The sequence below is a fragment of the Lactobacillus kimbladii genome, from assembly GCF_014323605.1.
Taxonomy (GTDB): domain Bacteria; phylum Bacillota; class Bacilli; order Lactobacillales; family Lactobacillaceae; genus Lactobacillus; species Lactobacillus kimbladii_B.
In genome coordinates, this window is the sequence record NZ_SCMB01000002.1 from 1 (window position 1) to 26,189 (window position 26,189).

At 35.4% G+C, this 26,189-nt stretch carries 3 protein-coding genes; all 3 read right to left on the reverse strand.

Annotated features, from left to right (window positions below; all coding sequences use genetic code 11):
• Positions 1-2,801 (reverse strand): pectate lyase-like adhesive domain-containing protein (locus tag ERK18_RS03205; RefSeq protein WP_187154275.1); only part of this gene is annotated, 2,801 nt, incomplete at its 3' end.
• A 751-nt stretch (positions 2,802-3,552) separates the two neighbouring features.
• The gene (locus tag ERK18_RS03210; protein WP_187154276.1) at positions 3,553-13,734 is read right to left on the reverse strand and encodes an SLAP domain-containing protein; all 10,182 of its coding nucleotides are present in this window, start codon (positions 13,732-13,734) and stop codon (positions 3,553-3,555) included.
• 435 nt (positions 13,735-14,169) lie between these two features.
• On the reverse strand, positions 14,170-25,674 hold the full coding sequence (locus tag ERK18_RS03215) for an SLAP domain-containing protein (RefSeq protein WP_187154277.1): 11,505 nt from the start codon (positions 25,672-25,674) through the stop codon (positions 14,170-14,172).
• Between the last annotated feature and the right edge of the window lie 515 nt (positions 25,675-26,189).

The window sequence follows — 26,189 nt, forward strand, 5'->3', positions numbered from 1 at the left end:
TCTGCCTGATCTATATCTGCTATAGCTTGACTTAAAACTTCTTTAAGGTCATTTTGAACTGAAGAAGATAATTTATCGTATGCATTTTGTATTCGCTTCTTGGCCGCTTCAGCCATCGAACTAATATAAGCCTTTTGCGCAGTCTTATTAGCTTCTAAATCACCTGATCCTCCAGTAATTTCCAAGCCTTTTTCAACTGGTCGAACTCCAGAATCAATTGCATCTGGACTGTACCCTACAAAGTTAGCATTAGGAGTTAATTCAATTTTGTCTTCCTTACTTAGATTTGCTAAAACATCTGACGGGATTCTAACTTCAAAGGATCCGTCAGTATTAATTTTAGATGTAAATACACTTGGTAACTCTTTGATATTATCACCAACGTCACCACGAAAAGTATCATTAGTATTGACATAGGGCTTTAAAGTTTTATCCTCTTGAATTATTCCATTATATTTTGGATTACTAGAAATATACTTAGCAATTATATAACCATCTGTACCTTTTGAAAAGTACTTATAAAAAGCATTTTCTTTACTTGGTCCGTCGTCAGATCCGTTATAATTTTTGACTCTACCTTTAATGGATTTTGAGCCATCTTCATTTTGTACAACCACTAAGCTATCAGTGTCTATATCCAAATACCCACTTGGATTAGCAGGAACGAATTTAACATAATTGTAACTAGCTGAATCCTTGGTACTCAAAGCGGTTTCAAAAGCTGTTTTCATAATCTTATCAAGCAAATTATTTCCTGGACTTGCTACAGCAGCTTTTGCAGCATCCAGAAAAGCGCTAAATCTATCATCATTGAAAATTTCCTTTAATTCAGGGTCATTTTCAATTTCCGCTAATTGCTCTTTAGTCAATACTTTGCTACCATCAAGCATTTCCATATTGTTAACCGAAACGCCTGTACCTGATTTCTGCATTTGTAAAACATGAAATGGTGGTAGTGTAAACTTAGTTCCTGTGATAGTTTGTAGCTCTTGACGAACATTAGTAACAGTAATGCGATTATTACCTATAATACTTGTATCATAATTTTGATTATTATGAGCATCTAAAACAAATGAACTTGGATTATCAACTTTAAATGTGCCACCTTTAACATCTAGTAAAGTTATGGCACCACTACCTGCTTTTTTACCTAAACTAATATTAAAGCCACCATTTTCAACTTCAGCTGAACCGGTAATATAAACTAATGTTCCTGAATAATCACCCATATCATTACCAACAATATTCAGTTCAGCTTTTGGACTAATGGTAAGACTACCATTATTATAAAATAAATTCCCAGTTTTCCTATCAGTGATATTACCATTTGTATTAATATTTACTTGTCCATTTTGTAAAATATTAAATGTAGACGCTGGAGCACTTAAGTATATAGCTCTAGACTTACCGCTATTTCTTACACCTTGATACGGTCGAACAGCATCAATACCAATATTAATATTCAGTGTACCTGATACTGATACATTGCCATTACCCTCCATGTAAATTGCACTAAATGGATAACCCCATTCGCCAGTATCACTGTTACCATCATAATCTTGAACAGGGTTAAGTGTTACTGTAGCATTCCTATTAATCTTTACAGAGTTACCATTACCTTTCATTTCGATAATAGAACCACCGTACGTAGATCCAACAAAATTGCCATCTAAAAATTCTATACTATCATTAGTTCTCCCACTTGCAAATTCAAATAATTGTTGATCATGACGGTTTGGCCATTTAGCTGTATGTGCTTCATTATTTCCAGTGAAACGAATATGTGTATTACTTCCAGCATATATCATTTGTGAACCATTAAATATACAGTCTTTAAAGGTGATCGTAGACTGATATGATCCACTAATGTTTTCAGTACTCCAAACACCGTAATAGTCACCACTAATTAAATTCAAGTTTTGATAAACCACATTTGCATTTGTGCCTGATTTTTGTTTCGGTGAAAAGCCAGTGAAATTCAGGGTACATTTAGAGTTTCCATTAGATCTAATTATTAAGTCTCTTCCTGGAACATCGAATGTGTTGTTTCCATTATTAGATGGGGCACTAATATCATTCATTATAAGAATTTCATTGATATCTTTGTTATACAATGCATTTTGAAAATCATTCCAATTATAAGCTTTAAAAGATAAGCCGTTACTTGCATCCTTTACAAAACTACTTTTATCTTTTACATCTGTAATTTTATCAGCTTCAGTGGTTTGATTATCGCTAGAGACAGTACCATCAACCGGTTTAATCTCACTATCATGAGAACTTTCTGGCAACTTGCTATCATTTGAAGTATTAGTTTCTGAGGCAACGTTAGTATCATTAACATCTTCATTATTTGAATCGGTTTCTGAATGGTTAACAGAAACAGTTTGATCCGAGCCTTTCACAGCCTTTTTTGTCTGATCTTTGACTGTTTCAGAATCTTTTACATCATCCCTATCTTTCAAAAATGATGCCAAACCTGAGAAAGTAGACAATTTAGCGCTTTTTTCAGACTTTTTATTCTGTTTACCACTTTTATCAGATTCAGAAGTCAGCACTTTATTTCCTGATGTAGTTGTATTAGATTCCAAATCATTTGATCCAGATTTTGTTTTTGTCTCTACTTGTTGTGATGGCTCAACAACATCAGCCTTTACAGTCTTGCTGCCTAATCCGAAAAAAGTGAAACCTAACAGAACAGAAGCAGCACCAATAGACAATTTACGAATTGAGAATCGGTCATGTTTTGCCTGCATTTTCATTTTTCTTAGTTGTTCTTTATAGTTATTTTTACCTAGCATGAGTTTTCCTTCCTTGAAAATTTAATTACATTCTAAATTCTATAACTATAGTTATTTTTTGTCAATATAGCTTTGGAAACAAATTATTTTCTACAAATAAGTGTTATTTTAAAATTTAATTTTAAACTTAAAAGATAAAAATGTAAATTTGTATCTAATGCTTTTGATTTAGGATTAAAATAAAAACAACTCAATAGTTGTAAATTTAACTTTTTATTTTATAAATTAATATTTGTTATATTTATAATAAAATATAGTACTTGCTTTTAAAATTAAAATAACATAAAATTTAATAATAATATAAAACTGATATATTAATCTTATATTTTTAATGTTATTTAAAATGATATTTTCTAACAAAATCTATATTCGAATATTTTATTAATTTTATATATAAAAATAGTATCACCTAAATGACACTATTCATGAAATTTACTATTTAGTCCTTTTTTTGAGACTAAATTATCTAAAAGTTTCTCTCTTTATAAATCTCTAATTATCAATAGAGATCTGATTTGCATAGGTTTTGATACTTTATGTCCCTTCATTGTTTTTATATTTAAAAGATCTCCGATTCAGCTAAAGCTCAATATAATTTTGATAGATTGTAACTCTCAAATTTGATTTTTTTAAATTAGCTAATCAAACTAATGTCTTAATTAAAAATTTTAGGAGCAAAAAGACCTCAAATTTATTCTAAATTTGAGGTCTTCCGTGTTTTACCAACTAGTCAATTTTAAAGATTAACTACCTAAAAGTTTGCCTTCTTAATATATTTACCATTTGCTATGACATAGAATTTCTTATGACCAATTTTAATAGGATTACCATAAGTCTTAACAACTTTATGTTTACGCAAAACTCTTTTACCTAAACGATGACCATACTTATTGTATATATAGGCATTATGTTTCAGCTTTAATTTCTCGGCATCAATATTGCCGCTATTTACAAGCAATCCATCTGTTAAAACGTAATAGGTTTTACCACTAATAGTTTTCTTACCAACTGTTTTAATTTCTGAACCCGAGTTGATAATTAACTTATTAGCACGTTTACCACTTTCATCATATAGATAAGCATTATGCATTAGTTTCTTAGTCGTAGTCTCAACAGGTTGAACTGCAGTATTAATAGTTTCTGCAGCAACTTCTTCACCCGCTGATCCCATAGCAGTTACTAATTTTACATTTCCTGCTTTGACATAGCGGTTCTTCGCGATAGTGAAGTATCTTTTACCGCGAATCTTAACGACTCCACCGAATGTATTAAGCTGTTGACCCTTTTTGTAAACTCCTGTCTTCTTAACCCGCTTGCCAAGCTGGTTATAAACATACGCATTGTGAGTCAATTTTTGCTTAGTGGCCTGACCATTTGTTGCAGCAACATAATACTTTTTGTTATTATTATGTGTGTCAACTAGTACATAGTATTCACGTCCTGCAATAGTAACCGTACCGTAAGTTGAAAGAATTGAGCCGGCACCAAGTGTAACTTTGTTAGCACGTTTGCCAGAATCATCATATAGATAAGCATTATGCATTAAGGTTACATTAGTACTTTCGCCTAAATCGTTTGGCGCATCATTTGTGCCGTTTTCTTTATCAGTAGTTGGTTGCTCAGCTGGATTAACAGGGTTAGCAGGACTAGATGAAGTGCTACTGTTATCAGCGGAATTAGAATTGTCACCACCGCTATTCGAATTATCATTATTGCCATTGTTATTGTTGTTGGCACTATCTTTAATAATTTTATCAATGACAGCTGAATCTGAAGATGCCTTATTAATTGCTTCAATACCATCGTCACGCTTGCCGTCAATATCAGTTAAAGTATTATTTTGATTAATCTTTTCCTGAGCATCAGCTAAAATACGATCGATTTCAGTCTTAATCTTGGCTTTTTCATCGTCAGTATAATTATCACCGTTTTCATGCTTTACCCTATTATTATCAATTTTCTTCTTAGCATTAGTAGCAGCATCTGAGACAGCAGCTTTGGCAATTTCCCGTATTCCAGTTATTCTATTATTCGAAACTTCATCGTAAGAATTACCAGATATATATTTATACTTGTCATGCTCACTATTAGTTGCATAAATCCATGCAGAATCACCAAAGTATTTCTGGTTCTGGGCAACGGCTCCTTTGTATTCAGTCTCAATATCCATATTAGCAGAACTCTTAACTGTGTACAATGCTTGCTGCATTAACTGATCAATTGCCTGTCTCGTCATATCAATATCGTGGTTTATCTGATTGGCAATACTTTCATACGATGCATCGGCATGAGCATCCTGAGTAAGCACAGTATTGACACTTCCATGAATACCATCAAGTCTATTTTTGAAATGATCTCTATCTTGAGGAAGTAGACTATCTATATCATTAAGCGTATCCTTTGCTTTTTTGAACATATCATTAACTCGTTCTTTGCCCATCAGTTCATTATAAGCATTGATTCCGTTGCTATACGATTGAGTTGTAGAGTCGATATTAGTTGAATGCTTAATGGCAGCAATTGCTTCACGTATAGTTTGAATATTGCTTTGATAATCAGGATTAGCTTTTTGCTCTTCCGTTAGCCCATTATATCCGGCTTCTAATCCTGTTATTTCATTTCCAGCTCCATTTAAAGCATTTGCTTGATTATATTTGAACCAGTCAGACGTATTTTGATAAGTATCAGTTAGCTTAGTACCGATTTGATTTTCAGCAGTCGGAATTTTGGTGATATCAGTTTGTTGCTCTATGCTTGCTTTTTCAGTTGCATATAAATCATCAACTATCTTGTTTAATGTTTTCTTTTGAGCAGCAGTTAGTTGAGATGAGCCAATAATATTGTGAGTTGTTGAATATTTTCTTTGTAAAATATCCTCTGCCTTTGCTTTGACAGCAGCAAGATCAGTATCTTTTTCAACATCAGTAAATCCAGGAACGTGACTGCCAGAATCGCTATCAGAATATCCTTGGGTTGCATTGTTGACAATTTGATCAACGTCCTTTTTGATGTCATCAGTAGAACGATCATTTCCATTCTTATCCGTTGTTGGAACTGCGTTAATCTTTGCCTTGCTTTGATCGTAAATATCTTGAATCTTCTGCTTTTGCTTTTGTAAATCAGAGTTTACTAAACCAGAATCTTCAAGCTTTTTGTCAGCTTCGGCTTTTTGCTCAAGAAGATTATTAATAGCATTTTGCTTAATTTGATATATTTTTTCTTTATCTTTGGCAGTCTGGTATAGCTGGTCAATTCCAGTTTCACCTAAATTGATTGAGTGTCCTTCGCTATCGAGCCCCTTTTCAATGTTTTGCAGTTTTTGTTTAGCATTTTCGAGATCTGTTGTTGTCGGACTACTTGGTAAAGCAAGTTTACTAATTTCATCCTTGGTCTTTTGAAGCAACTGATTGAGTTGATCTTCTAAGTCAGCCTTTTGCTGATCAGTTAAATCGCTGGCAACTTGGCTAATACTGCCCTTATCTTTGACATACTTATCAATAGCCGCAATTTGCTTATTCTTTTCACTTAGTAAATTGGCTGGAATACCTGCTTGATCTATAGCGGCCTCACCAGCTTTTTCAACTTGACCTAAGTCTGCATTATCATCGGCACCATATAAGTCGCTAACAGCTTTTTGCATTGCATCACTTATTGCAGCTTCATTTTGGCTTATTTCGTTTGGATCAAGTCCTGAACTTGGCAATTTTGCCTTAGTAGCTTCAGCATATTCTTTCAGAGTATTAATTTGCTTGTTCTTTTCTTCGAATCGCTGAGTTAAGCCAGTAATTGCATCATTACCAGCTTGCGCTGCTTGATTCATTGCACTATTGGCGTCAGTCGCATTGTTTTGAGCAGCTTGAACATTTTGGGCAGCTTTATCACGTTCTGACTTAATACGCTCTCTCATCTGATCCGCCAGATTAGGATTATCCTTGGCAATCTTATCTGCAGCTTCATTTGCCTTATTAACTGCATCTTGCAATTTAGTTAACGCGTTATTGACTGACTCTGCCTTGACAATTTCATTATTAACTTTATCCAAATCAGCATTATTCTGACCTTTAACATCAGATAATTGATCCTGAGTGGTAGCAGAATTAATTCTGGTTTCACCAGACTGCCGAATTTGATCAATTTTATTCTTCAAATCATTATATTGGTCTTGACCTAATTTCTTATCAGCTAAGTCTTGATCAATTTGCTGTTGTAATTTATTAGTTGAATTATCAAAATCATTTTTAGCAGAAGTCTTAGCATTCGTGATTTTTTCATCATTTGCTGTATCAACAATTGCTTTAATCGCTTTATCACCCTCATCTTGAGCTTTTTGGACATCATCTTGATTTTGAGCTTTATCAATATTCTCTTTGGCCTTATCCCGCTCGCTCTCAATTGTAGATTTATCTTTAGCATCACCACCAATTGAAGTTTGGGCTTTATCATCTAAAGCAGATTTTGCCTTATTTTTAGCCGCCTGCAGTTTAGCATCAGCCAAAGCCTGGTAAATATTGCTTAGACCGGTATTCTTTTCTGTATCAATATTTTCAGATAGAGCGCCACTGACGTTTGCAACAGCATGATTATAAGCATCTTGTGCTTGTTGTTTAAACTTACCCAGCTGATCAGAGGTTAAATCACTTAAACCATTTATTTCTGGTAGAACACCGGTATCAGTTGAGCCTTTCCCAAGAGCTTTATCAAGTTCTTTAATTGCTTGATCTCTTTGGTTACGGATATCATCAGCATCACTCTTACTTGCATTAGTAACTACGTTACTAATTCCCTGTAAGGTATTATTTTTGATTTTCTCAACTGTAGCGCTATCATTAGCCGCGCCAATATCTTTAATGCCTAAATCAGCCACTGCAAAAACTGCATTTTGGTCTCGTGAATCACGTAGTTTAGCTCGAGCCGCGTATGCTGTATTTTTAATCAAATCGGTGGCAACAACTTTATCACTAGCTAACTTGGCAGCAGATTCAATGTTATTAATTTTATTTAATGCATCTTGATAAATTCCAGTTAGTTGTTCTTTATTTGTGGCTGCGTCAATTTTACTATTTGCATCCGTTGGGATTGACTCAAGCTGACTAATTGCATCATTAAATTGTTTCTTTACTTCATTTCTTTGGTCTTCCGACAATTTGCTATAAATGTCATTTAAGCGATTCTTGGCACTGATAGCAGCATTGGCAATACTATTTTTTGTATCAGTTTTAGATGTATTAAAACCATTACCTGCAGCTTCTGCAGCGTCAATAGCAGATTCACCATTTTTCTCAGCTGTATTAGCATCTGAAACTGCAGCTGTAGAATCAACTACGGATTTTGCATTATCACGTGCAGAAGTAATATTATTAATAGCTGTTGTCTTGGCATCGTTAGTGATATCTGACGAATTATTGATTCGGTCAATCGCTTTTTGAGCATAATCATCAAGCTTTTGTTTATTAAGGATCTTATTAACATTTATGTCACTAATCACATTGTCAATTAATGACTTACCATTCTGGACGATAGCATTAAGTTGCTCATTAGTAGTTGTGTTTTTATTATTGATACCAGTAACGCCAATATCATAAGTAGCATCTACTTTGGCACGCAAGTCAGCTTTGTTGGCACTTGTAATCTGGTCCATATTGCCAATTTGTTCTTTTACTTTATTGCGCTCATCCATTAGGGCTGCTAAAGCTTGGTCTTTTGCAGATTGCAAGTTTGCTGCAGTTTGAATGCTGGCTAAATCGTTTTGACCTTTAGTTAACGCTGCGTCTACATCATTTTTACTTGCGCCTTGAATAGCAGCTTGAGCTTGATTGAAAGCACTTGCAATCTGATTATAGTAGTCATTCTTTTCCGTTACGCCCAAATTAGGGTCATTAGTAATCTGACTATTTACAGAATCGCGCGCACCTCTTAATTTTTCGATTGCAGCTTGACGCTGTTTCGTTAAAGCCTGAGCCTCGAGATCAGGCGAAAGAGAATTAATAACAGAATTAATAGCATCAATTCCCTTCTGCGCATCAGCATTAATATCGGTTACTGTATGGTCATTATTAATAGCTTGGATTGCTTGATCATAACCGTCATCGATTTGATCTCGTTTAGCTTGTACTGTTGCCGGATCAAGTTGTTCATTTTTTTGCGCATTTGCAAGAACATCTTTAGCATTAGCTTTGGCCTGTTGCAATTTACTAATTGCTTGCGCTTTAGTAGCTGTAATTTGGGCAGCGCCTAAATCTTTAAGAATATTGTTTTGACCCTCTTGTTTGGCCGAAGTAATATCAGAAACATTTTGAGCCGAAGCAATTTTTGCCTTTGCAGCCTGGGCATCTTGATCAATTTGGTCTTCATAATACTTTTTATTTGAAGGACTGAGTTGACTATCAGCAATGCTTTCAATTTTAGCCTTTGCATCATTAACAGCTGTATCTACATCTTGAGTTGCATTTGTTCTAGCTTCTTCTACCTCCTTATTTGCAGTACCTTGGGCATCGCTAACAATATTGTCTATACTGTTTTTAGCGTTAGTTACAGTTTCAGCGATTTTAGAACTATCGACCTTGTTTAAAGTATCTATACTGTCAGTAACTACCTTGCTGATTTGATCATGATATGCTTTCTTTTGTTCAGCAGTCAGATTGCTTGTCTGGTCAATTTGTTTATCAGCATTAGTTTGCTCTTGTCTAATCTGCTTGATAGAATCAGCCAAGGAATTGTTACGCTCACCTTTAGCTTTAGCTGAAGCCAGTAAGTTGTTCAAGGCAGCAATACCATCATTACGCGCTGAATCAATTGCAGTTAAACTATCTGCTTGGTCAATGCGCTGGTTATAACCAAGAGGAGTTGTTGAATTATTGAGCAGTTTCTGTGCAGCCGCCACGCTATCATCAATATCATTTGCAGACAAGCCAGGCAAGCTACGCAGTTGGCTTTCAAGATCGTTTTCAGCTTTAGCAAGCTTGATCTTGGAAAGTTGTCTTAAAATTGACCGCTTGGTTGACTCCTCGGTTGTCGAAACAGCAGCAGAGTCACTGGCTTGATCAATATTAGTCAAACCATCAGCTACTGTTTTCTCAATTTCAGAGTTTGAAGGGATGCCTAGCGAATTTTCAGTAGTGGTTGCATAGCCCATAATTTCCGCTTTTGCCGCATTTTGATCAAAAATAGTTTGCGTAGCTGCTTCTCTTTGCTTGATGGCAGTGTTATCAGAAGTGCCGTAAATCGATTTTTGCTCATCATACTTAGCACTTCCTGGTTTAGCAGTTGCAACTTGGGCAGCCTGATCAATTGCGTCTAATAGAGGAACCTGCTGATCTGAACTAATGCCTGAGTTCTGCACTCGCTCTTTGGCAGCCGCAGCTGCAGCAATAATTTTACTTGCTTCTTGGTCAGCATTTATATCCTTAATAGACTCCTTACCCTTGGAACCATCGGGATCATCACCAGTGATAATATTGTGAACTGCTTTATTATAAGAATCCCTTATTTCTGCAGTCTTATCGGCATGGTTGTTAATTTCATCTTGAGCGACTGCCTGTAAGTCTTTCAATGCCTGAATTGTTTTGTTAACTTTATCAATTATATCTTGAGCTTCTTTTTGGTGCCCATCTACTGATACTTGGTCAAGGTCTCTTTCAATATCACCTTCCGGTTGAGCGATAGCCTGAGCGCGCGCCAGACGTTTAGGTAAATTAACTACTTCGTCCTTTTCTTCTTTACTCAAGTTAGGATCGCTTGAAAGCTTGTAAGCATCGACATAGACTTGATCAATTTTTTGTTTAAGATCAGTTTCAATGCTCTCCTTATAGCCATAAGCTGCTTGATCAATCGCATTAATACCATTCTTCTCTGCTTCTGAAATACCTTTATCAGTTTGAAAAGCTTTCACAGTATTTATAGCTTTATCACGTGCAGCATTAATTGCATCTACCATTGTAGGGAATCTCTTTGACTGCAATGTGGCTTCATTATTTAAATTCGTTATTGCGCTATCGCGAGACGACTCGATAGTTGAAGAATTTTGCGCCTGACTTACGATATTCTTAATTGCATCAAGGGCAGCATTCTTACGATTGTTAACCTCGGTTAAAGTATTTGCACTTGAAGCATAAACCGAAGTTTTTTCATTATCGGCATTAATTGTTTTGGATGCAGCAGACGCAACTTTATCTAACTGTTCATTAAAGTCTTTAACTTGAGCTTCAGATAGGTTATTAGGTCTATGAATTTTCGCATCACTAATTGCGTCAGTAATTGCCTTAGCAGCTTGATCTTGTGCATCAGACAAAGTTAAAATATCTAAGTTTTTAATTATTGGGCGACGTCCGATAGCTACACTAGACGGATCATAACTAACAAAATTAGCATTTGGAGTTAATTCTATAGAGTAGCCTTTATCAAATCTGATCGTTTGATCGGCTGGAATAGTAAAACTAAATGAACCATCATCATTTACAATTGCTGCAAATTGTGTTGGTAAAGGGCTCAAAGAACTGTTGCTTGAATCTCTTATGGTGTCTTTTGTTTGCAAATATGGGTTGTCAATTAAATTCTTGCCATTTTGATCCTTTGGTGTCCATGCAGTTTTTACACCCATACTATCAATTAAGTTGGCTATAATATATGCTTTAGTGGCAACTGGTAAAATCAAACTAAACGGATTTTTCAAATTTTCTGGATCTGAATCTGGTCCATCAGTAGCAGAATTATAATTAATTACGCTACCTGCCTCACCGGAAATTGTTTGCGAGCCATCATCATTTCTAGTGATTTTGACCTTACCAGGATCAATATCCAAAAAGCCGCTTGGATTGGCTGGAATGAAACTAATGTTGTTATACCCAAAATTATTGCTATTATTGAATGCTTTTTGAATAATATCCGAAAAGATTTGATCGTAAGTCCAACCGTTTTTAATACCATCAGCTAACGAATTTTGAACATCTGCTGGCAATTTATCAAGTGAAATATGAGCTTTTGCTGCCTGTGCTTTGATTTCTGCCAATTTATCTGCTGTTAGCTTTTTTTGACCATTAAGCAACTCAATATTATCGACTGCAATTGTATTGTCAGTTTTCCTAACAGTTAAAAGGTGAAATGGTGGCAATGTTACTTTACCAACCCCAGTTTGCGTTGAGCTCAAATCAAACTGCTGCCGCACATTTGTTAAGGTAATCGGCATGGTGCCGATAATACTCGTAGCAGGATTGGTATTGCCCTGGACATTCAAAATTAATGAGGTAGGATTATTAACAAATAACTTTCCGCCTTGCACATCTACCAAAAGTATTTGGCCATTACCGCCATCTACGTATCTACCATTTGGACCTGGCGTTCCAAGAATGATGTTAAAACCACCGTTTTCAATATTGGCCGTACCCCTAATTAGGACTAAAGTGCCAGAATAGTCGCCCATATTTGAGCCATTAATGTTTAACGATCCTCGCGGCAGAATGTTAAAATTACCACCATCATAAATCAGGTTTCTGTTGCCCCAGTTATTAGCTATATCACCATTAGTGGTAATATTGACTTTCGCATCACTATTAATATTAAAAACAGAGTTGCCATCATTAATCAGGATTGCACTGGATTGATCGTTGTCATTTGTACCATTATAGTGATCACTACCAACTATGATGTTTAATTCACCATTAACATTCACGGCTTCATTATTACCTAACATGGCGATAGCTAAAGGAAGCCCAGTATGTTCAGCAGCGTTAGAGCCTAAGTTATTATTAGGAACATAGATTCGAGGAACAAGTGTTACCTTGGCATCCTTGGCAATATTAACAACATTGTTGCTCCCAGCCATTTCTAATACGTTACCACCGACAGTTTTACCGGTAAAAGTACCGCTAAAATCAATTGAGTTGTTTGAACCTGTAAATTCAAATAGTTGTTGAACATCACCACTTGATATTGTAATGCCAGGGTATGGTGTATGAGTCACTTCACCATAGTTAGTTCCTGTAAAGTAAATTTTAGTATTGTTACCACAGTGAACCATTTGCGAACCATGGAAATTAACATTATTGAAAGTGATTTTTGAAAAATGACCATCTTGGTTGTAATCATCAGTCATAATGACGCCCCAGATATCGGCACTCCATAAGTCAAGGTTGTCGTACGTTATATCTAAATCCTGCGTACTGCCACTATTTAATTGGAGGTGGTTACCTTTCAAATCCACCTTAAATCTGGTATTACCATTGCCAGCGGATTTGATCAGCATTTTCCTGCCATAGAAGTAGTATGCTTGTGAGCCATTCTCTGGTCCGTCAGTAATATCGTTCATAACGTCAATTTCAGAAATACTATCATTTTGAAATGCAGCTATAAGTTCAGTATAGTTATGGACCTGTGCTACACCAGCATCCCTAGTATTTATTTCTGTGTTTTCAGCAGCATTTGAATCTTCATCTACTACAGCAGTTGAATCAACAGGCTTTGTTGTATCTTTTTTAGGAGATGAAACATCATTGGCTGGTTGATCCTGACTAGACTGTTGTTCCGAGCTATTTGTTGACTCAGAGGTTGTCTTTTCTGATTTTTTCTGACCAGTTGATAAACTGTGACTAGCTTTTGAGTCACTGCCACTATCTCTTAAAAACGAACTTAAGCCAGAAAAAGTGCTTAAATCGTGCTTTGTATTATCTTGACTTGACTGCTTTTCTGTAGTTGCAGTTTTTGCAGTATCCCCAGTTTGTTCTGTTTTAGTTGTTTCATTCTCATTTTTTTGAGAATTTACTTCTTCATTTACCGGATCAACTGTATTTGCTTTCACTGTTTGATTGTTTAAGCCAAAAAATGTAAAACCGAGCAAGACAGAAGCAGCACCAATTGTCAATTTACGAATTGAAAAGTGGTCTTGCTTTGCCTGCATTTCCATTTTACGTATTCTTTCCTTATTGTTATTTTTACCTAGCATAATAATCCTTCCTCAAAATTATGATTACATATTAATTGTAAATCCTGTTATTTTTACTGTCAATTTAGTAACACTATTATTCACAGTATAAATAACTTTTTTGAAATAACATATTTTTAACAAACCACTTTTAATACAGTATTCTTAAAGTTAAAAATAACAATAGCTATATTATTACAAAAAATATTTTATATCTTAATATTATATAAATATTTTTAATTTAATAGTTTTTTGAAATAATTATTTATGCTATACGAATACTAAATTAAAATTACAAATATATATTTAGTCATTTTTGAGATATACTTAAAAGATTTATTATCTAGGGTGAAAATCTGCAGTAATTACCTATAAGAATAATATTTTTAATATAAATAAAAAAACCACAAACTGTTATTTCAACAATTTGTGGCATTTCATTTAAGCTATTTCAATTTAAAAGTTAGCTTTTTTAACAAAACGTCCTTTTGCAGTAATGAAATATCTCTTGCCGTTTATCTTGACTGAATTACCATAAGTCTTAACTGACTTACGTTTCTTCAGTACTTTCTTGTTTGCACGATGACCATACTTGTTATAAACGTAGGCATTGTGCTTTAACTTCAACTTCTTGGCATCAATATTGCCGGCTGCAATAAACATACCATCTGGAAGTTCGTAGCAAACCTTTCCGTTGACAGTCTTCTTACCAACAGTTTCAACTTGAGAACCTGCTTGGAAGATTAACTTGTTAGCACGGGTACCGTTCTTATCATAGAGGTAAGCATTGTGCATTAAAGTCTTTTCTACAGTAACTTGAGGCTTTTCAGTAACTGCACTGGTTGGAACTACTTCAGCCTTTGCAGTACCTGCAGCTACGACACCTTTAGCAAAGTTGGCAGCTTTAACAAAGCGATTCTTGCCAATAATGTAGTACTTCTTGCCACGAATCTTGACAGCTGCACCATAGGTCTTAATAAGTTTGCCCTTCTTGTAAACACCAGTCTTCTTTACCCGTTTGCCAAATTGATTGTAAATATATGCGTTATGCTTCAGTTTACGAGTAACCGCAACAACGTTACCAACAGCAACATAATATTTCTTGTTCTTAGCACCTTTATCAACAAGGACGTAGTAGTCTCTACCATTGATGGTCTTAGTGCCATAAGTAGTTAGGACTGACCCAGCTCCAAGAGTAATCTTGTTAGCACGCTTGCCAGTTTCATCGTATAGGTAGGCATTGTGCATCAAAGTTACCTCTACAGAGTTGATATTATCATTGGTTCCGTCAGTTTTATCTTTGTCAGAGGTGTTAGTAGTTGGGTTCTTAGCCGGCGTTACTGGTTGAACTGGAGCAACTATTCCACCACCGTTATTATTATTGTTGTTATCACCATGAAGAATCTTATCGATTGTAGAAGTGTCAGAGCAATCTTGGTGGATTTGGTGGATACCGTTATCACGAATATTATCAATATCAGTTACTTTGTCAGCTTTATCGATATTATCCTTGGCATCTGTAGCATCCTTATCAATCTGCTCATTAATCTTATTCTTATCAGCATCAGTATAATCAGTGCCGTCTTCATGCTTCAGATGGTTGACTTTATCTTTAGCAATATCAACTGCATCGTCAATTGCGCCTTTAGAAATTTCCTTATCAGCGTTGGTCTTATCAGAGTTGATACCATCTTGCGATGAACTATGAACATGCTTATTCTTTTCGTAAGCATCATCAGTCTTAGGTGTCTTGCTGTCATCACCAAATTCATTGTGAATTGTATCTACCGCATCACTATGGTTCTGGGAAATTTCATTGTTGGCATCAACAGCATCTTGAGATTGGTCTTCAATACCAAAGTCGTTTTCAATGGTGGTAATATCGCTTTGAGCATCATGGGTAATCTGATCAATCTTGTCCTTGTTAGTTGAAGCGTTATCAACAGAAGAATCGATCTGGTTAAGCTTGTCCTTGGTGTCTTCAACAACTTTATCAACGTCACCTTTTAGACGATCTTTAGCTTTATCAGTTAAATCACTATTATCAATATTAGTTTTAGCCTTATTAGCATCAGTCTTAACCTGATCAAGGGCATTCAACTTGTTAAGTAACGTCATACCCTTGTCGTAAGCTGAACTTGCATCCTTAATGTTCTGAGCATTATTAATTGCTGTAATAGCATTATTAATGTCATTGAGGTAATCTTTGTAATCAGGATCGGCCTTTTGCATATCAGTTAATTTATCAAGACCAGCTTGTAAACCAGCTATACCATCTGTACCTGACAAAGCATTATCGTGTTCGTTATCGAACCATTCACTAGGTTTAGTCAAGATAGCGTCGATAGCTTTACCAATCTGATCTTCATCTTTTGGAACATCATTTATGTCGGTCTTACTATCAATATCAGACTTTTCGGTATTAAAGGCATCATCGATAGCTTTATTAGCTTTTTGCTTTTGATCTGCAGTTAATTGTGAGCCGTTAATAACGTCATGCGCTTGAGCACGTTTATTATTAAGAGTTTTTTCAGCTGTTGTCTTAGCACCATCAAGTTGAGCATTGTTAATAATATCGCTAATTCCAGGTACGTTGTTAACACCATTGTCTTGATCATCAAACCCATTAACAGTGTTGTTAATAATTGTATCAGCTTCGTCTTTTACCTGCTCAGGAGTCTTAACATGACCGTTATCATCTGTGTCAGAAATATTAATAATCTGATCCTTAGCTTTATCAACGAGCTTTTGTACTTGATCCTTCAAAGGTCCTTGATCAGAAGGAGACAAACCTGAATCTTTGATTTTATTATTTGCTTCTTCTTGTTTCTGCTCAAGTTCAGCAATTGCGTCATTTTTGGCCTTAACAACATCGGCTTTTTGTTGGGCAAGTGTTTTAACTTTATCAATTCCAGCTTCACCAAAGTCAACTGTTTCGTTACTTTCAGCAACACCTTTTTCAGCATTATCAACCTTGGCCTTAGCTTCGTTAAAGTCAGTTTGACTCGCACCTTCTGCTAAAGTAACATCATTAATCTTAGAAATAGCCTTATTCTTGGCCGCTTCAACTTGCGCCTTAAGTTCTGCGATAGTGTCTGCTGGCAGACCATTCTTATTCTGATCGGTTTGAGCAAATTTTTCAATATCACTTTCAGCAGCAGTAGCATACTGGTTGATAGCAGCAATCTGTTTGTTCTTTTCTGCGAGAAGTTTAGTTGGTAACTTCGCTAACTCAACCGCGACTTCAGCTTTTTGTTCCGCTGTTTTTGCATCATCTACAGAAGATGCTTGGTAAATATCGCTGATTCCAGTTTTCACAGCGTCGTCAATCTCAGCTTCACCTTGTGCAACATCACTTGCAGTAAGTACAGGGTTGCCATTTTCATCTGTCTTAAGTTTGTTAAGATCGTCCTTAGCTGCATCAGCTTTTTGTTTCAGAGTCTTAATCTGATCAACCTTATCGGTGTAATCATTAGTCAGACCGGTAATGGTATCAACACCTTTTTGACCAGCAGTCTTAATGGCATTTAATGGATCATCTGCTGCGTTTTGAGCATCTTTAATGTTCTTTGCCGCATCAGCACGCTGTTTTTCGATAGCATCCTTCATTTGTTTAGCAAGTTTTTGCTGCTCTTTCTCAGTCTTACCTACTTCTTTAGCAACCGCATCAGCAGCATCATTAGCTTTGTTAACCGCATCAGACAACTTACCTAAAGCGGTGTTAACTGCTTCTACTTTATCAATATCAGTATTAATTCCGCTTAAGGCACTTTCACCATCACTTTCAGCACCATTAATGTTTGATGTACCGTCAGCATTTGAAATGGCTCCGTTTGCTGCAGCAACAGCATTATCTACCTTGTCTTTCAGGTCTTGATATTGATTATAATCTAGCTTTCCACTATCCCTGTCATTCTTCAGACGGTCATAAATCTTATCAGCGGCAGCAGCAAGCTTATCTTTAGCAGTCTGTTTCTCTTTAGCTGATGAGGTACCATTATCAACGTGACCCTTGATTTCTCCTTCACCATCTTGTTTAGCATTATTAACTTTATCAGGTGTGTCGGCATTATCAATGTCTTCTTTAGTCTTGTCACGGTCTTTGTTGATATTATCGATGATATTTTGTTTATCATCTTTATTAATAGTATCGTCCTTATTAACTTGATCAATGGCATCATCAGCGGTCTTGTCAACATCTGCTTTAGCAACATTTTTAACAGCTTGCAGTTTAGCATCTGTTAGTGCTTTATCAATATTAGTCTTGCCAAGGCCTTTTTCAGAATCGATTTGATCCTCAGTAGCACCTTCAATTCTGATATGTGCTCTATCGTGAGCAGCCTGAGCTTGAGCTTTAAATTGCTTCTTTTGGTCGGCAGTTAAATCATTTAGTTTGTCAATAGCAGCGGTAGTATTAGCAAGTTCCTTAGCAAGATCCTCATTGGCCTTGTTCTTTTTAGCCCAAAGAGCGTCATCTTTATCTTTATCACCTGTATCAGAATCTTTAATATTGTTGATACTGTTAAGAGCATTATTCTTGATGGCAAGTATTGTTGAACTATTAGTGGCGGAATTAATATCAGCAATTCCTAAGTTTTCAATCTCTTCAACTGATTGTTTATCTCTATCCTTCGACAATTTAGCCTTAGCGGCATTAGCGGCATCCTTAATAGCTTGAACAGCTGAAATCTTAGTCATTGCAACATTAGCTGTATCACCAGTTGAGTTTATAGAATTGATGGCATCATTAGTTAAACCAGTAATTGTATCCTTGTCTAATGCAGTATCAATTGCTGCCTCAGCTTGGTCAGCAATTTCCGGAATAGCTTTAACAGCCTTGTCATATGCATTTTGAACTTGCTTCTTTTCAACATCAGTTAAAGCATCGTACACATCTTTTAAGTTGTTTAAAGCTGTCTCTCTAGCGTTATCAATTTTAGCTTTTGCTGCAGTTTTAGCCTTTTCTAAATCTGCATTATTAGCCATGGCTTCTGCTTTTTGAATATTGATTTCACCATCTTTTTCAGCTTGATTAGCATCTTCAACTGTTGTTTGCTTGCCAACTTCTGCTTTAGCAGTATCACGGGCTTTTTGAATATTGGTAATGGCTACACTCTTGTCAGTGTCTGTCATAGTTGAACCGTTAATACGGTCAGTTGCTTTTTGAGCAAAATCTTCCAGTTTTTGCTTATCATCAGCGATTGTCTGGTCGATACCCTTTGCTTTGCCCAGAATATTCTCCATAGTGGTAATGCCGTCATTACTTGCCGAATTAATCAATGCAACAGTATTAGAAGTCGGATCTTTAACCTTATTGACAGCATTGTCATAGGCGTTTTGAAGATCAGTCTTGATACCATCTTTACCAGCTGTACTAATATTACCTAATTTGTCAATAGCTGCACTATCAGCATTGAATTCATTTTGTAAATTAGTTAGAGCTTTGTCTCTAGCAGATTGCAAATCAGCATTATTTCTAATGTTGTTTAATTCTTCAATACCTGCATTGTGTGCTGATTTAACGTTATCTTTATCAGCAGCATTAACTGCTTGCTCTGCATTATTCAGAGCAGAAGCAATTTGCTCAAGGTAATCGCTTTTTTCACTGTTAGATAAATTAGGGTCTTCTTGAATATGACCACGCAGTTTTTGAGCTTGATCTCTTAAATCTGCGTTCGCTTTATTCTTAGCTTTTGCTAAGTCGGCCTTGTCTTTATCCTGAGAAATACTGTCAGCAACAGCTTTCATAGCACTGATACCCGTGTTCTTGTCAGTAACAATATCGGATGGAGTATAGTCATTAGATACAGCAGTTATTGCCGTAGTATAGGCATTGTCAATAGCATCGAGGTCTTTCTGCCAATCATCATCAGAAAGTGTGCCGTTCGTGTGGGCTTCATTAACAATTGATTTGTTATCGTTCTTTGCCTGATTCAATTCTGCAATTGCTTGTGATTTAGCAGCAGCAACTTGGGCTGAAACAAGATCTCCGTTTATGTTGTTTTCACCGTCTTTTTCAGCAGTATCGATAGCGTCTTTATTACCTGCTGAATTGATGGCATTAGTTGCTGAAGCAGCATGCTGATCAATCAAATTTTTGTAATATTGCTTGTTACTTGGGCTAAGATAATTGTCATTTATACTATCAATAACATTCTTAGCTTTCGTAGCAGCATCTTGTAAGGCTTTAAGTTGTGAACTCTTTTCATTCTGAAGATCTGCCAAATCTTTACTTGAAGCAGTACTCTTAACACTGTTAATCTTATCAATTGCAGTCTGTTTATCAGTTTTGATTAGATCAGGATCAGTTTCCTTATTGACCTTATCAACACCTTCAGTGGCATCGTCCTTAATAGTGTTAATTAGTAAAGTTCTGTCTTCATCAGTTAAGTTAGGATACTTAGTTTTATCATTAATTTCATTAATAGCATTATCCCGTGCTTGATTTATTTGTTTCTTAGCTGAATCTTTATAAGCAGCTAAAACGTTATCTTGTCCGGCAGTGATGTCACCTTTAATATCATCTAAACTAGTATGACCATCAATTGCAGTTTCAGCTTCTTCAACCGCTTTATCTATGCCTTCATCTGCGTCTACTCCAAGACTTTCTTTGGCTTTATTTGCACTTTCTTCTATCTTGGCTTTAGCGGCTGCTTTGAACTTGTCCTGAACCTTCTTCTTGCCTTCACCTAAGTTAGTATTAACTAAATCTATTGTTCCTGCTTGCTCAATTAGGCTATTTGCATTTTCTACTGCTTGATCAATATTTGGATCTGAATCTACTCCAAGTGCTTCCTTATCGGCTTGGGCTATTTCTGTAAGTTGCTTCTTGGCCGAATCTTTATAGGCAGCTAAAACGCTGTCTTGTCCGGCAGTGATGTCACCTTTAATATCATCTAAACTAGTATGACCATCAATTGCAGTTTCAGCTTCTTTAACCGCTTTATCTATGCCTTCATCTGCATCTACTCCAAGACTTTCTTTGGCTTTATTTGCGCTTTCTTCTATCTTGGTTTTGGCAGCTGCCTTCAACTTATCAAAAATATCTTTCTTGGCTGAATCCTCAGCTGCACCTATGTCAGTTGCTTTATCAATATTAGCTAGTTGGTTTGCCAAAGCTTCGTCAATTTCTGTATTAGGTGAAACTATACCTAAAGTAGTCTCACCTTTTTCAGTATAGCCAGCAACTTCAGCCTTAGCAGCTTCCTTATTAATCTTATCGCTAACTGATTTCTCTATGTTTGTAATATCAGCGGAGGCATTGTCAGGATTATAAATTGAATTCTTGTCAGTTGAAGGATTTTGTAAAGCAGTATCTTTAGCATTGTTAATAGCGTCAATATACTGCTTTTGCTTATCCTCTGACAATCCGGATGTCTTTACACGAGTAATTGCTTCTTGTGCAGCAGTACTGATTGCTTTATTGGCTGCAGCTTGTGCCTTTTTAACAGCACTAGCCTTGCTTGAAGCTTCTTGTGCTGTCTCGAATGCCTGCTCAAGCTTATCTAGAGCAGCCTTTTTACGGTCGTTAACTGTTGGAACGTCTTTAACATCACTAGCATAAACTGAGACCCCGTCACTACCTGGATTAGCAATGGCAGCTTTAGCGTCATTAAGGGCGTCAGTTAATTTTTGTTTTTCATCTGCTGTTAAATCAAGCTCTGCACCTTCAACTTCATTAATTTTATCTTGAATTGCTTTAGCTGCAGTATTTTGAGCTTGAGCTAATATGTTTTCTTTACCAGTGGCAACATCATTTTTAATATCATCTAAACTAGTATGACCGGCAATTGCAGTTTCAGCTTCTTCAACCGCTTTATCTATGCCTTCATCTGCGTCTACTCCAAGACTTTCTTTAGCAGCTTTACCATATTCTTGGATTTGTTTCTTAGCTGAATCTTTATAAGCAGTTAAAACTTCCCCTCGACCTGTAGTAAGATCACCTTTAATATCATCTAAACTAGTATGACCGGCAATTGCAGTTTCAGCTTTTTTAACCGCTTTATCTATGCCTTCATCTGTGTCTACTCCAAGATTTTGCTTAGCAGCTTTACCATATTCTTGGATTTGTTTCTTAGCTGAATCTTTATAAGCAGCTAAAACGTTATCTTGTCCGGCAGTGATGTCACCTTTAATATCATCTAAACTAGTATGACCATCAATTGCAGTTTCAGCTTCTTCAACCGCTTTATCTATGCCTTCATCTGCGTCTACTCCAAGACTTTCTTTGGCTTTATTTGCACTTTCTTCTATCTTGGCTTTAGCGGCTGCTTTGAACTTGTCCTGAACCTTCTTCTTGCCTTCACCTAAGTTAGTATTAACTAAATCTATTGTTCCTGCTTGCTCAATTAGGCTATTTGCATTTTCTACTGCTTGATCAATATTTGGATCTGAATCTACTCCAAGTGCTTCCTTATCGGCTTGGGCTATTTCTGTAAGTTGCTTCTTGGCCGAATCTTTATAAGCAGCTAAAACGCTGTCTTGTCCGGCAGTGATGTCACCTTTAATATCATCTAAACTAGTATGACCATCAATTGCAGTTTCAGCTTCTTTAACCGCTTTATCTATGCCTTCATCTGCATCTACTCCAAGACTTTCTTTGGCTTTATTTGCGCTTTCTTCTATCTTGGTTTTGGCAGCTGCCTTCAACTTATCAAAAATATCTTTCTTGGCTGAATCCTCAGCTGCACCTATGTCAGTTGCTTTATCAATATTAGCTAGTTGGTTTGCCAAAGCTTCGTCAATTTCTGTATTAGGTGAAACTATACCTAAAGTAGTCTCACCTTTTTCAGTATAGCCAGCAACTTCAGCCTTAGCAGCTTCCTTATTAATCTTATCGCTAACTGATTTCTCTATGTTTGTAATATCAGCGGAGGCATTGTCAGGATTATAAATTGAATTCTTGTCAGTTGAAGGATTTTGTAAAGCAGTATCTTTAGCATTGTTAATAGCGTCAATATACTGCTTTTGCTTATCCTCTGACAATCCGGATGTCTTTACACGAGTAATTGCTTCTTGTGCAGCAGTACTGATTGCTTTATTGGCTGCAGCTTGTGCCTTTTTAACAGCACTAGCCTTGCTTGAAGCTTCTTGTGCTGTCTCGAATGCCTGCTCAAGCTTATCTAGAGCAGCCTTTTTACGGTCGTTAACTGTTGGAACGTCTTTAACATCACTAGCATAAACTGAGACCCCGTCACTACCTGGATTAGCAATGGCAGCTTTAGCGTCATTAAGGGCGTCAGTTAATTTTTGTTTTTCATCTGCTGTTAAATCAAGCTCTGCACCTTCAACTTCATTAATTTTATCTTGAATTGCTTTAGCTGCAGTATTTTGAGCTAGAGCTAATATGTTTTTAACGATAGGTCGAAGATTAGTATCTGTAGGTGCTAATGAGAGGGACAGAGGATTGTATTCAACGAAATTAGCATCTGGATATAGTGCAATTGAAGATCCTTTTAATAGTTCACTCGTAGGAATAGTTATGGTAAACTTATATTCTTCAGTAATTTCATCGTAAACAGCTTTACCTGCAAAATGATGTTCTAAAGGGAGTATTTCGTCATCTGTATCCACATATGGATCTTCATTAAATCCTTTAGGAATCAAAGTAGTTTCTTTTCCAGATGAGTCCTTAATAACAATTTTAATATATGGGTCAGTTCCTCCTGGTAGATTAAGAATCGAGTTAAATATGCCACTTGTATCTGGTCCATCTAAACTGTTGTCATAATTTTTAATATAGCCGGTTATTACAGCCAAACTATTATCAGGATTTGATTCATCATCAATATAATCAATTGTAACATCATTTTTGTCTGTATCAATATCTAAAAATCCAGTTGGATTAGCAGGCTTAAAAGCTATATTATTATAACCTGGATATTTTGAATTGCTGAGAGCGATTTTCATCGCATCTGCAAAAATATTGTCAAAGGTTTGTCCTATATAAGAGCCTGAGTCTGGGTCCAACTTAACTGCAATATCAGGATATTCCTTTAATATAGCTTGAACCCCTTGGTCAGCTTTAAGTTGGGACGCCAACTCCTTACTCAAAGTTCTTTTTCCATTGAGCATTTCAACTTTACCAATCTCCATACCATTAGATGTATGTTTAACCTGCAAAACATGAAAAGGAGGTATAGTAAGTTTTTTATTTAAATCTTCTTTATCATAAGTTAAAACCTGCCGAACATTTGTAATGTTAACCTGATTATTACCAAAAATAGTTGTTCCTGGATTTTGGTTCAAATGTGCATCTAATATTAAAGAGGTGGGATTGTTTATAGTTAAATCTCCTGGTGCATCAATTAAAGTAATGGCTTCATTTCCAGCATCACCTTGCAGCTTTACATTAAGAGCACTGTTCTCAAAGTCTCCTTTACCTTTAATGGAAATTAATGTTCCCGAGTAGTCGCCCATATTTTCACCAGTAACATTTAAAGCGGCATTTGGTTTAACTATTAAATTGCCCAAATCGGTAATTAAATCATTTGAATCTTTTCTTGATATATTTCCGTTAGTCTTAACATCTACTATGCCGCCGGTCCGATCGACGTTACTATCTATTACCAAACTACTGTTTGAATCACCTAAATAAATAGCTTTAGCAACTTTGTTGTCACGTGTTCCCTTATAATCTGAACTACCTATGTTAATGGCTAGATGTCCTTTAACATTTACTGAACCACCGCCAATCATAATTCCATAAATCGTCCCATTTTGCCCAGAATCAGGACTAAAACTACCATCACTATTCCTAAGGGGGTTCAATGTTACTTTTGCACCTTTAGCTATATAAACATTGCAATTTTTACCTCTCATTTCAATAGCAGTACCATTTAAAGTATTACCTATAAATTCAGAGCCTTCATCAAAATAAAGTGAATTATCAGAATTGGTAAATTCAAAGATTTGTGAATTATTGACTGCACCATTAGCTTGAGAACCATCAACAGGACTATTGTATGGACTCTTTTTTTGATCAGCAATTACCTTATTTTTTATATGTATTTCGTTATGACTACCTACATATAGTAATTGATTACCATAGAATTCAACGTTATCAAATGTGATTAAAGCAGTATTATCTTTACTTGCATTATAACTATAGTGATCTGTTCTAACTACTCCATACCAGTCTGAGCTCCATATTTTCAAATTTTTAAAAGTTATGTCTAACTTAGAATTACCTACTAGATCAGGATGTCGACCCTTAAAATCAATAATATGTTTTTGATCATCTCCTGATTCAATGACAAGCTTATGTCCCGTAACTTTAAAGCTTTGTTCCGTTCCGGTGCTAGAAGAAACAATATTTTTCATAATACTTATTTTAGAGATATTTGTATCTTGAAATGCCTTCTCAAATTGATCCCAACTGTAGATTTGGGCGACACCGTTTTCAACCTTTAAATCATTACTTTCCTTTTTATCAATCTTGTTTTTGTCTGTTACTCCATTAGTATTATCTTTTGAAGTTGCATTATCAGAATTGTTATTATCCGAATTATCTTTGTCAATTGGATTCTTGTCAGCAGTATCGTCTTGACTTTCTTCTCCGGAGATAGTTGAAGAAATATTTTCATTATTATTATTGTTATCTACTGTTGTATCTTTATTGTCGCTGTCAATCTTATCTTCAGCAATCTGACTATTAGACTTGTTTTTATCATTGGCATTCTTGGGCTTGCTATCCTTAGTGTCTCTTAAAAAAGAACTCAAACCTGAAAAAGTTGACAAATTAGTCTCAGTATTTGAATGATCCTCGTTTGATTTCTCACTTATTTGCTGCACAGATTTAACCGTATCAGCTTTTACGCTTTGACTATTTAAGCCAAAAAATGTAAAACCTAGCAAGACAGAAGCTGCACCAATACTCAGTTTACGAATTGAAAAATGGTCTTGCTTATCTAGCAACTCCATTTTTCTTAATCTTTCATGATAATTATTTTTACCTAGCATATATATATCCTTCCTAAAAGTATGTATGATTATTATTTCCGAATACTATTCTAGGATTGAAAATTTTGATTGTCAATATAATATCTTAAAAAAATATTGTATTTATAAATAACGATTAATAAAAAATTGATAAATTTAAAAATCTTAAAAATACAATTAATGCTAATTATTTCATAAATCTAAAATAATATTTAAAAAAATAACATTATTAAATACAATAAAAACTTATATTTTTCAATTAATATTAAATCACAAAGAAAATCAAATTCATTAAGAAAATTATTAAACTATTTGTTTTTTTTATGTTTAGAGCACTTGCAAAACAAACCTTTTTTTGATTAATAGGTTATATTATTAAAGGTTACAAAGATTGAAAATTTTAGCTAACTGAACTAAGCTCAAAAAAAACAAGTAAAAATAATTCTCTCTCATGCATCTATAGATTTAATAACGTAATATAATTTTTATCTTCCCATCCTTAGCAATAAAAAACAGTTTATTATAACTTATTCGTA